Origin of the sequence: Clostridium psychrophilum, from assembly GCF_018861705.1 — a bacterium.
In the GTDB taxonomy this organism is placed as follows: domain Bacteria; phylum Bacillota; class Clostridia; order Clostridiales; family Clostridiaceae; genus Clostridium_AD; species Clostridium_AD psychrophilum.
In genome coordinates, this window is sequence record NZ_JAHLEC010000103.1 from 1 (window position 1) to 11305 (window position 11305).

The 11305-nt window shown below is 28.1% G+C and carries 13 protein-coding genes and 1 pseudogene; 11 read left to right on the forward strand and 3 right to left on the reverse strand.

All coding sequences use genetic code 11. The annotated features are described in order from the left end of the window. Positions 1 to 364: 364 nt before the first annotated feature. The 3 genes from KPL38_RS15555 to KPL38_RS15565 all read left to right on the forward strand — a co-directional run bounded on the left by KPL38_RS15555 (position 365) and on the right by KPL38_RS15565 (position 2270). Positions 365 to 880 (forward strand): NUDIX hydrolase, encoded by a 516-nt coding sequence (locus KPL38_RS15555; protein WP_216290083.1) that lies wholly within the window; start codon positions 365 to 367, stop codon positions 878 to 880. Between the two features lie 201 nt (positions 881 to 1081). Continuing rightward, a complete protein-coding gene (locus tag KPL38_RS15560) occupies positions 1082 to 1411 on the forward strand; it encodes a PadR family transcriptional regulator (protein WP_216290084.1) in 330 nt (109 codons plus the stop codon). A 19-nt stretch (positions 1412 to 1430) separates the two neighbouring features. Continuing rightward, the gene (locus KPL38_RS15565) at positions 1431 to 2270 is read left to right on the forward strand and encodes a pentapeptide repeat-containing protein (RefSeq protein ID WP_216290085.1); all 840 of its coding nucleotides are present in this window, start codon (positions 1431 to 1433) and stop codon (positions 2268 to 2270) included. Positions 2271 to 2646: 376 nt separating this feature from the next. Here KPL38_RS15565 and KPL38_RS20380 read toward each other — a convergent pair. Then, positions 2647 to 2964 (reverse strand): annotated as a pseudogene (locus tag KPL38_RS20380) (GNAT family N-acetyltransferase); the annotation flags it as partial. Between the two features lie 541 nt (positions 2965 to 3505). Between KPL38_RS20380 and KPL38_RS15580 the strand changes: the two are divergent. The 3 genes from KPL38_RS15580 (at position 3506) to KPL38_RS15590 (ending at position 6189) form a co-directional block, all read left to right on the forward strand. Beyond that, positions 3506 to 3658 (forward strand): aspartyl-phosphate phosphatase Spo0E family protein, encoded by a 153-nt coding sequence (locus KPL38_RS15580; protein ID WP_216290086.1) that lies wholly within the window; start codon positions 3506 to 3508, stop codon positions 3656 to 3658. Between the two features lie 403 nt (positions 3659 to 4061). Then, positions 4062 to 4631 carry a hypothetical protein gene (locus tag KPL38_RS15585; RefSeq protein ID WP_216290087.1) on the forward strand — a complete coding sequence of 190 codons (570 nt, stop codon included), beginning with the start codon at positions 4062 to 4064 and terminating at the stop codon, positions 4629 to 4631. A gap of 622 nt (positions 4632 to 5253) precedes the next feature. Next, positions 5254 to 6189 (forward strand): phosphatase PAP2 family protein, encoded by a 936-nt coding sequence (locus KPL38_RS15590; RefSeq protein ID WP_216290088.1) that lies wholly within the window; start codon positions 5254 to 5256, stop codon positions 6187 to 6189. A gap of 51 nt (positions 6190 to 6240) precedes the next feature. Here the strand turns inward: KPL38_RS15590 and KPL38_RS15595 are convergent, their stop codons facing one another. Next, complete coding sequence (locus tag KPL38_RS15595) at positions 6241 to 6726, reverse strand: hypothetical protein (protein WP_216290089.1); 486 nt, start codon at positions 6724 to 6726, stop codon at positions 6241 to 6243. 524 nt (positions 6727 to 7250) lie between these two features. On the opposite strand from KPL38_RS15595, the gene KPL38_RS15600 reads away from it, so the two are divergent. Together KPL38_RS15600 and KPL38_RS15605 are read left to right on the forward strand one after the other, a co-directional pair. Further along, positions 7251 to 7592: a hypothetical protein gene (locus KPL38_RS15600; protein WP_216290090.1), complete on the forward strand. Its 342-nt coding sequence runs from the start codon at positions 7251 to 7253 to the stop codon at positions 7590 to 7592. A 486-nt stretch (positions 7593 to 8078) separates the two neighbouring features. Continuing rightward, on the forward strand, positions 8079 to 8429 hold the full coding sequence (locus tag KPL38_RS15605; protein WP_216290091.1) for a hypothetical protein: 351 nt from the start codon (positions 8079 to 8081) through the stop codon (positions 8427 to 8429). Positions 8430 to 8607: 178 nt separating this feature from the next. On the opposite strand, the gene KPL38_RS15610 is transcribed toward KPL38_RS15605, so the two are convergent. Then, on the reverse strand, positions 8608 to 9264 hold the full coding sequence (locus tag KPL38_RS15610; RefSeq protein ID WP_216290092.1) for a hypothetical protein: 657 nt from the start codon (positions 9262 to 9264) through the stop codon (positions 8608 to 8610). A 514-nt stretch (positions 9265 to 9778) separates the two neighbouring features. Here KPL38_RS15610 and KPL38_RS15615 point away from each other — a divergent pair. The 3 genes from KPL38_RS15615 to KPL38_RS15625 all read left to right on the forward strand — a co-directional run bounded on the left by KPL38_RS15615 (position 9779) and on the right by KPL38_RS15625 (position 11159). After that, entirely contained in the window at positions 9779 to 10204 is a 426-nt protein-coding gene (locus KPL38_RS15615) for a replication protein (RefSeq protein ID WP_216290093.1), read from the forward strand. 74 nt (positions 10205 to 10278) lie between these two features. Beyond that, positions 10279 to 10830: a DnaD domain-containing protein gene (locus tag KPL38_RS15620; RefSeq protein ID WP_216290094.1), complete on the forward strand. Its 552-nt coding sequence runs from the start codon at positions 10279 to 10281 to the stop codon at positions 10828 to 10830. Positions 10831 to 10922: 92 nt separating this feature from the next. Continuing rightward, a complete protein-coding gene (locus KPL38_RS15625) occupies positions 10923 to 11159 on the forward strand; it encodes a DUF2922 domain-containing protein (RefSeq protein WP_246577993.1) in 237 nt (78 codons plus the stop codon). Positions 11160 to 11305: the final 146 nt, after the last annotated feature.

Sequence of the window (11305 nt, forward strand, 5' to 3'; positions counted from 1 at the left end):
AAGGAATGTTAAATTTAATTAACATATTCCTTTATCCTTTTTATATTTTAAGGGTTACTTAAATTTGCAAGTTACTTATATTATTAGGATATATTAAACTACACGTCTACAGATATACTGCAAAGACAAAATATTTATATGCTAACAAGAAATTTTGGTATAAGGAGATAGATTCCTTAAATCAATCAATTAAAGAATATGGCAGAGGAATATCATATTATAGTTGGTTAACTGAAAGAGATATAGCCGACCGTATTACAATATTAAAAAAGAAAATAAAAGTGGATCGAATGAATCTTGAAAAATCAGAAGAATAAAATCTATTATTAGAAATAAACCTTTTAAAAAATGAGGAGGTTGTCTTATGATTTTGCCAACACATATAGTTACTGCGGGGGGGCTTATTACAAATGATAAAAATGAAATTTTACTTGTTAAAAATTCGTGCAAAGGATGGGAATATCCAGGCGGAATTGTTGAAACAGGTGAAACGGTACCCCAAGGATTAATTAGAGAAATAAAGGGAGAAACTGGTGTTAATGTAGAGATAATTAATATTGTTGGAATTTATTCAAATACGAAAATGAAAAAAGGCTGTAACGGGGTTGAAGAGATACCGGCAATTGTCAATATAGATTTTATTTGTAAGTACATATCAGGTGATTTAACGACCAGTGATGAAAGTGCCGAAGTAAAATGGTACTCCAAGGAGGAAGCCTTAAAAAAAGTAAATCCAAAACAGCAATATAGATTTAGAAAAGAATTAGATTATAAATTAGAATTTAACTATGTAGGGTTCTATGTAAATTCTCATAATGAAATTGAGGTACATGAAGAATATACGTTGACAGATAAAATTGAAGAGATATTAAGGTCATAATATTCTTATATGTTGACACAAATCCCTCACATCTAGCGATGTGGGGGGAAATTCTATTAAAGATATTAATATCTACAAATGTCGCGGAAAACCAATTTCACGGCATTTGTTTTATTTAAATCCTATTATAGTATAACTATGATAATAGTACATTGACAGTAATAGTAATATGATGTATATTTTAAATATGGAGGTGACGGGATGGCCGATAATAAAATGTCCTCTGATTTACTCAGAGGACATACGAATACAATTATTTTAAAATTATTGATGAGTAGTGATAAATATGGGTATGAAATATCGAAATTGATACATTCAGATTCTGGTGGTGAGTATGAACTTAAAGAGGCTACCATGTATTCAAGCCTTAAGAGACTCGATAATGATGATGATATAACTTCATATTGGGGAGATGAGACCCAAGGTGGAAGGAGAAAGTATTATAAAATCACCGAAAAAGGGAAAGAGACATATCTCCAAAATAAAATAAATTGGGAAAATGCTAAACGTATTTTAGATAAATTATTATAAGTGGAAGGAGGCAATAACAATGAATGATAAATTAATGAAATTTCTAGATGGAGTGTTTTTACCTTATGAGAATTTGCAACCTGTTAAAGAATTGAAAGAAGAGTTATCAAATGATTTACAAGAAAAGTTGAGTGATTTGAAGAATCAGGGTTACGATGAGGTCACTGCTTATAACATGACTATCGAGTCCATTGGAGATGTATCAGAACTAATAGAAAGTATTGCTACAAAGTCAAAACAGTTACAGCAGATGGTAAATAAGGATTTTTCTAATATTAACCTTCAGAATTCTGATTTTAAAGGTGTTAAAGTACATGATGGGAAGTTTAATGGTAGTGCCCTTAAAGAATCAGACTTCAGCAATTCAGATTTAAGTAATAGCTCCTTTAAATGTAGCGATTTACAAATTACGAATTTTAAAAATGTAACTTTACATGATGGAAGCTTTAACAGCAGTGGCCTTAAAGGATCGGATTTTAGTGGCTCAGATTTAACTAACACCTCCTTTAAAGGTTGCAATTTGACTAATGTAATATTTGATGGTGCTAATCTTACCGGAGCAAAATTAATTCAGGTTAGTCTGAGATATACGAGTCTTAAAAGCTGTATCTTTGATTATACAGATTTTAGCAATTCAGATTTGTACGACGTGTGTTTTGATAATCAAACACTTAGGGGGACTATTTTTAGCAGTGCGAGTTTAAAAGGAACATCTTTTAAAAATGTTATTTTTAGAAATGTTTATTTTAAAAACGCTGAGGTAAAAAAAACAATTTTTGACGGCGCTACAATGGATAAGTTAACTTATGCTGTTTTAAAAGGTAGCAAAGCAAACTTGACTAATGTAACAGTAATTTAAGGGGTAAAATCATGATAAAAATAATTTAGTATATTTAACGTACTTTTTAAATAAGCATATATTTTGGAGCAGTTACTGGAGAAATGAGATCTTTTATAGAAAGATTTATGTTCCCGTATTTAGTTTATGATGCATCCTATTCAAGTCTTTTTGGAAAGAAAATACCAACTGGATTTATCTATACTATGAATGTAAATAATGAGCAAATGAAAGCTGTAGGATATGAACAAGGACTTTCATTTGTAGAAAAATCTATGGAAAGACTTTTTGGATCTTTTGAATCATTGTTCGTAAATGATACATATCAGTTTAATGATTATTCAAAATATGTTGTAACATGTTTTGATGAAAAGAAAAAAGCACAAGTTAGAGAAAATCAGTTCCCAATAGATTGTAAAAAAGTATTTAATATAGGAGTAAGCTTTGTTAAACAAACTATCTTACTTCTACGTTCCATTAAAATTACATCTAACCATTTTTTATTTCTCATTTTAGCAATTCTTTCTCTTATTCCAATTTCTCTAAATCCACATTTTTTATGTAATGAAATACTTGCAGTATTTTTTCTGATAATCCCCAAATACAAACTCTAGAACCCGTTTTCTTCTGACAGTTTGATTAAACTTGTGAGTAGAGTCGTTCCTATTCCTTGACCTTTATATTTTTCACTAATATAAATGCTTACCTCTGCTACCTGTTTCCAATCAGATTTTTTCATTTTCTCAATTTTGTAATCCATATTTATTTAAGTCTCCTTTGCTTATTTTAATTAACTATTAGCGGATTAAAACCTGAAGAACGTACTGAAAAGAAATGGAAAGAAGTAGTGTATAAATATGTAAAAGATGCAGGCAACTATAAATATCTTGGTTTAGATACTGGCGACTTAAGTATGTTTTAAACATAAATATGATGGGTAAATACAAATGTAATGGAATATATAATTTCACGACATTTGTTATATTTGGGTTTATTTTATCAAAAAAATTTATAGTATTATTAATAACAATATGTTTTAATTTTTAATACCTATATTTATTGTTATAATCAATAGCAACTTTAACCAATTGTTTATAGCTATTTATTTTCTTTCTATTTGAATTGTATTTGTTAACGTGTTACTATCTCTAATCTAAGTTCTATGCAATATTCTGTCAATAGTTTAAATTTACTGTTGTAAATTTACTTAATATGTATTATTATATAAATTCAGGGTTTTTATAGGGGGTAAAGTTATGAATAAAAATATAGAAGTACTTAGAAGTAATTTAGAAATGTTAATAATGGAAAGTCATAGTTTAACTGATAGTAAAGTCATCGTTGTAAGTCAACAACTGGACAAGCTTATTGTTAAACAACAGTTATATGATATTCAAATTTCGAATTAATGATATCTCATCTAAATTCTTTTGAAAGTTATTTTTGCATTAAATTATACATGAAGTATTTACTTATTTTAAATTCTAAATTTCAGATGTAACTAGTTAGAAAACATACAATATAATTAAACGGTTTATTGCATAATCTCTCTAATATACCATATTCTCAATTAGATACCTTTTATACAGTGAAAATAGTATATACTTATATATGTTAAGGAAACTATGGGGGTATAGGATAGTTATATGTAAAACACAAATGCCATGAAATATAATAAAATAAATATTTTGATTTTTAATATCTATATTTAAAATTTATGCCTAAGTTTGAATCATTCACTAATATTTCCTCTTCGTAGGTATGCCTTATCATTATAAGAAAAATCATGTAATAACGTGAAGAGAGGTAAAAATGAATAATAATGACAAACATACTATGGGCTCAGATCGAATTATACTATCTACAATAGCAGTTATAACATTAGTTTTATTTGTAATTGTAAGCTTACCTAGTGTGATACTTACAATAGTTCTAACACTCGTACTTATAAACACAAAGAAAGTTAAAAAAATATATTTTTGTATTGCCAGTTTTGTATTAGCAGTACTCGTAAATTTAAAAATTAATTTTATGCAAAAATATTTAGTACATTCAATAAAATTTCTAAATACTATATTAGATGCTACAATACATAAAAAAACTTCAACTTTATCTACACTTTATAAAAATTACATATTAAATATTAATATAGTTTGGCAATTGCTAATAGCTTTAATTTTAAGCAGTATATTTGCAGAAATTTATTATATAAAAAGACAAAAAGAGAAGAAAAGTAAAAGTAAAACAGAGAAAAGAAAAGAAAATGAACCTGTTTTAGAGAAAAAGAAATTTACAAAAATAGATTTAGATAAAACTATACCATTAACAGCTGTAAAGCCTTATGATATAAAACCCACAGAAGATAACTCTAAAGGAGATTAGTGATTAGATAAGTAGTTTATAGGTACTAACCTTATAACCGTTTCACTTACAAAAACGGCTACTATTGATGAGACAGATTTAAATGAACTTAAATCTAAACCAGGCATCAAGGCAATTTTTCAAGAGATATCATCGAGTAATATAAATGTAAAAGCTGGAACTAAAACAAGCACTACAACACTAAGTAATGATATCAGGGGCCTACCGATTTACTGGTAGGCCCCTGAGGTATTTATACTGATTTTACATTACATACTAAAGACTGTGCGTAAATCATTGTCACTTTTATTATTTATAGCAATTTGCGATTAAAGTATATAAGTTATAAATTTCAGCAGTGCATATGAAAAATGAATAATATTAATTTTTGAGTGCCAACGGAGCCCAAGATAACAACATAGAGAACGATTGTTTGATTTGTTTACAATTTGTTCGATATTTCGGCACAGTATAGACATGCTGTAGATATAATATAATTCTTATGTAAAGATATGAAATACGTACATGAGTAAATTCAAAAAATGTTGAAACATTTAGTGATGCTCATTGAGTAATTGAGTAATACTATTTAACATTACAATAACAAAGCTACAAGTTATCACTATGAGGAGGGGTATTTTTAATGTTTAAAGAAAACATTTATATAAATGAAACTAATAAGCTAATGAAATTTTCAAGTCTAATTCAAAAAAATTATTGTATTTCATTTGGTATTTTATTTTTAATTATGGCAATATTAAATCTTATTTTTCATATCATATTAGTCCAATATACAGGCTATATCTTTTTAATTTCGTTTACAAGTTTTACAGCAATAACTGATATACGTAGAGATGTAAATAAAGTTGAATTTTTAACTGTGGCTATACCTTACATTGTTTTTGTTTTCACTATTTTTATTTTTGGTAATACTATTTGGCATTATGTATTGAAATGGGAAATGAGTAGAGCAATTACTTTTAATCTTAATAGCCTATTTGTTAATATACCTTTTAATAATGCTTCTATTACAAGAATATTCAAGTCTACTTGGTTTACTGCATATATGAAACTAGTTTATACTAATGGTTTTGCAATGTCAGTTCTTATTCCATTCTATAGAGCGGCACTATCAATTGATTTTAAGAAGATGCTAAGATATACTTTGTCAGCGCATATATTTCAGGTGTTTTTAATTACCCCATTTTACGTTACTTTTTACCTCCAAAATGTTTGGTTTGTTTATGGACATGCTGATCCTCTTGCACGCAATATGTCTCATGCTGAGGCAGCACAAAGTACTTTGAATGGATTACCATCGATGCATACGTCCATAGCTTTTGCCATGTTTCTTTTGGTGATTAGAGAGCATAATACTATATTCAAATGGGTGTGGGGATTTTTCTGCTTAAGTGTCATTTATTCCACAATGTACTTGGAGATTCACTGGGTTGTAGATGTAATAGCAGGTTTGATATTTGGATTTTTAATTGTGAAGTTGGTAGATTTCGTGTTGTTTAAAATGAATAATGTATTTTCTCGTAAGTTTAATAATGACGTGCAAAGTACGTATTATTGAAAGCAGAGGATAATATTCGTATGGCTATTATAAAACTGTACTTAAATGGTGTTATCTGTATATTTTAGGTACTGGTTCTACACCATCCCCATACTCTTGTACATTTTCTATGTATAAATTTTTATTAGTTCCTGTAACTGTAAATACAACAGGAATATCCCTTGAGCTTGAAACTGACTTCCTATTTGCATCAAGTACATCAAAATCATATTTCATATATACATATACCTTTCCATTAATTTTATGTTGATTGATTTCGGTTAACCTTAAAGAAAGTTTTATAGGCTTTTTGCACTCGAAATCCTTGTATGCACTATAGCTATTTGACTTATTGTATACATCTTTAGACATATGTTTTGCAATATCAGAATCGTATCCTTTTGAACTTGTATAAGCTTTATTTACTAAATCATTTATATCAACATATTTGTTGTGATTATAGCTTACATAATTATATAAGACAATAACAACTACTATTATCGCTATTATTGATATTATTGAATAATTTCTTATATTATCTATTTCATCATCATGCATTTTATTATACCTCCAAATTATTTGAGCTTGAGTATATAGTATCATAATAATGAACTATTTAAGGAATGTTAAAAACATAATAAAGGGGGAAAAGCCAACTGAACCAACAATTTATTAGTTATTTGATTTGCAGAGCTGAATATTAACAAATAATATGGCATGGATTTGTATATGGTGCATCAGAAGCATTGTATCAATATTATTGTTTGAACGAAAAAAATATTGATTACTGTAATAATATTAAAAATGGCTGCTGTTTGGTCTTTGGTTGCTTTTTTTCTTCAACAGTTATCATGAATGTAGTTATGAAAGATTGAAGAATATAGTCGTTAATATTGCAGCGACCCAGGAGATGATTTAATAACATAACTTCTGAGGAAAAATTATTATTAAAAGGATGGATTTAAAATACAACTATTTGGTTATGTGATTAAAAATCTTATAGAGGCACGAATACTTTCAAATAAATAAAACATATTCAATTGCAATTTAGAATGATATAATATAGAAATGAGGTGATATTTATGGATGAGAATAAAATGTTTGATCTATTAGAAAAAATATATATTGAGGTTCAAGAAACTAAAAAAGAGGTTAAAATTCATACTGATAAATTTAATAATGTTGATAATAGACTTGAAGGTCTTGAAAATGAGATTAAAAAATTAGGTGCAAGAATAGACGGAGAACTCATTCCTACAAGTGATGCTCTTTTGGACGGATATAAAGGTGATTCTGAACATATAACGATTATTGATGATAAAATAGACAGACTTCAAATAGATGTAAATAGTATAAGTATGAAAGTGTCATATAATGATAGTAGAATTATAGAAATATCTAAAAACCTTAGAAAAGTTGAATAATAAGAACATCGGGGATATTCGATGGGGTTACTTGCTTTAGTGTATATTGACATTCTGAATGTATCATATACGTTTTAAATAAGTGTAAATTGTTATATGTTAAATTAAATTCTCTACTTTTATTATTTTATGATCTAATTAATATAACATGAGAAAAAATTGCTCACGTAAATATAACGCGAGCAATTTTTTCGATTTATTGCCAATGTCCTATTGATATAAGAAAACTACTTGTAAATGCAAATGAGATTTTAACAATAAATAAGATTATTGATATTATATGTGACGTACTAGTAATAATATTCAAATAATACTTAATGCAGCTTATGGCTTAATGCCTCACTCTGCGTCCGGAGTTTTTAGTGAACAATATGACTAAAATACGAATATAGTGATGTGGTATTATGTTATAATTTCTATAGATTTAAGTGGAGTTTGTATTTAATTGAGTTGATAATAATATAATGAAGAAGAGGTGATAATATAATGAATCAGAAAATTAAAAATAAGATTAACGGGATGTTACTTATGAATGTATTACTTTTAGGGTACATATTAATTAGTATGAGAACAATGATGAAAAGCATACAGGCATCATTGTGGAAACCAGTAGGAGGAACTCCAAGTGTTATAACAGCTATTACATATTCTTGGACTAAATTAACATTGGTTGTATCTGAAACAGCTAAATACCATCACACTGTTATAGTTGACAATCCTATATTAATGGATGTAGGTATAGTGGTATTATACAATGTATATAGTATCATAAGAGTAAATAGGATGAAAAACACTGAAGAATTTTCTGAAAACAAACCAATGTCAAAGAAGTCTTAAAATAATAACAAATATAGTTCATAATGTTAAATGCTTGTTATTTTTAAATAAAATCAAATAAATAGTTCAGACAAGTTAATATATACGAGCAAAAAAGACTATGTTAAAGTATAGTCTTTTTTGCTTATGAATTTATTAAGTTTAGCTCTGGTTTCACTTCAAAATGGAAACTGTTAAGTTAATACTGGCATAGCTTTTCCTCTTTTGTTATTTTCCCACTTGCTATATCTATTAGCATTACGTAAAGATTAGCTCTTAAGGATTTGGGAGGATTGCTAATGAAAAGTTCATATTCATTTTTACTTCCAACTGCAATGGATACTTTTATATCTGATGACATTTCAATAGAAGCTATTTGCCCATAAACGTTATAAATCGTTCTAGAAGTAACGAAGGGTTTAATTTGTATATACCATTTAGAATATTCCCAGTTAGATAGTTCAAGCATTAAGTCAGCAGGACCATCGATGGTCTTATTTAAATTCCATTCAAAATCACGGGTATATAAGTCAGATATAATAATTTGAAAAAATTTCTTCTTGTTTTCCACAATTTGAACTCTCTTATTATCTGTAGATACTTCTTCAGTTTTATCCTCTATGTGGCCAGCGGCTATCATTAATTCAGTATAGGTAACCCCATTTGCGGCGCCACCAGCAAATTTGCTAATTGTATCTGGAGATGGAGGCGATTTTACTAGCTGTCTAAGTAGTCTTGAAATGTGCGCCGCACTTACACCAACTGTAATTGCATAGTGATTAATTGAACGGTCACCTTTGGCTTTTCCTAATAATATTGCGAAAGTAACTAGATCGAAATTGCTATAGTCAGTCATTTAACCACCCCTTATTAGAATATTATACCATTATTCATTGTTTATAGTCAATATATTTTTATTAAAATTATACATAAATACTAAAAAAAGTATTGTTATTAATAAATGAATATGATATATTAATTGCATATAATGTAATTAACTGTAATTAATGTAATGTTAAAAAGGAAAAAGTAAAATGGGTTTAAATAAATTCGTATTAAAACATTTAATGAATGAACGATTTAATAAAAGTTATACAAGCCTTGCAAGGGCTATGGGGTAGACGTGGCAAATGTTCACCGTGTTCTTATTAAAAATCACACTCCAGAAATTAAATTTTATTTAATGGAATAATGAAATGGTGCATAGATAATCAGCTAGATTATAGAAAATATACTTTTTTACCTAAACCGTTAACTATAGTAAATAAGAAGGTATTATAAACTCAAATTAAAAAAATAGATGCTAAGAGTAGATAATTGAGCTTCTCGTGTTTGTAAAACTAGAATTAAAATCATTGGGGGTAATAATAATGGCTAAATATAGACAGCTTTATACAGAATTTTGGAGTGATAGTTTTGTTCTTGAACTTACAACGCAGGAGAAGTTCTTTTATTTATATCTTTTAACAAATACTAAATCAACTCAGAGTGGCGTTTATGAATTATCAAAGAGGTTTATAGAAATGGAAACGGGTTTTGATAGAGAAACAGTGGATAAGTTAATTGAAAAATTTATCAGTTATAAAAAAATACTATATTGTGAAGAGACCAAAGAAATCATGATGATAAATTGGATGAAATACAACATTCCTAATAATCCAAATGCTATCAAATGCGTGAATAAAGAGATGAGCAAGGTGAAGAATAGAGAATTTCTCAAAGTTTTATTTGAAAAATGTGTGTTAGATCATTTAGATGTAGAAAAAATTTTTGAAAACATTATTATAAATGATTAAATGATTCTTATGTAGAAAATAATCAAATCAATAAATTAATTGAGATTCATTCTGACAAGCCCTTTAGTAGGGACTTGCAAGGGGCTTATCAGGGGCTACCAAGTAATAGAATAAGAAGTAACAAGCAAGAAGTAATAAATAAAAAACAAAAATTAATAAATAAAGAAGAAGTAGTAATAACTAAAAGGGAAGCAATAATTAGAGAATTACCAATAGCGAGGGAAACTGTAGATATAATAAAACAAGATAATAAATCTGCTGCTGTGGATAATGGTTTAAACACTGTAATTAAAGTATTTGAGGAAAATGTACATGCCATTACACCTTTGGTATATGAGAAAATATTAGACTTTACAAGACACGTAAATAGCGATGTTATCATTATGGCCATACACGAAGCAGTTAATTATAATGCTAAAACGATGAAGTATATAACTAAAGTACTCGGCAATTGGATTAGTAATGGCTTAAAAACAGATAGTGATGTATTAGCTTATCAAAAACGGTGGGCTAATAAAAAGAGCATAGTCGTAGATAAAAAAGTGAAAAGAAGCAACTTCTGCGACTATGAACAAAGAAATTATGATTTTAATACCCTAGAAAAACAGCTACTTGGAATAGCTTAATAATATTGACCTTTCAATACTTGAAAGGTATTATATCAAGGAATATTCTATGGGGAAAATAGCATGTGGCAGTGATCTAAGCTGCCATTAATTTGCAAAATTTAGTTATGAGATTTTTAACAAACACAGAGGGTGAGTATTTCACTTTAACAGCAGATGATATTAAATCTGATGAGAATGGAGATGCCATTGTAACAGAAGTAGAGGTGAATGCTCTTATGGATTTAGTTATAGCAAAAAACATTTTCATATCTTCTAATGGCACCTTAATTGGCAAGAAAGATGCCAAAGTAGTTACTACAGATATTAAAATAGTTGAAGTATCTTAGTGAGAAAGGACCAGTAGATAAATATTATCTGCTGGTCCTTTTTTATTATATAGGAAACAGCTTGCGGAAACCGCTGTGGATAACATTTTAGATAACATTTTAGATGAAAATTAGGTGGAAAATTCAAGAGAAATATGAGATGATTA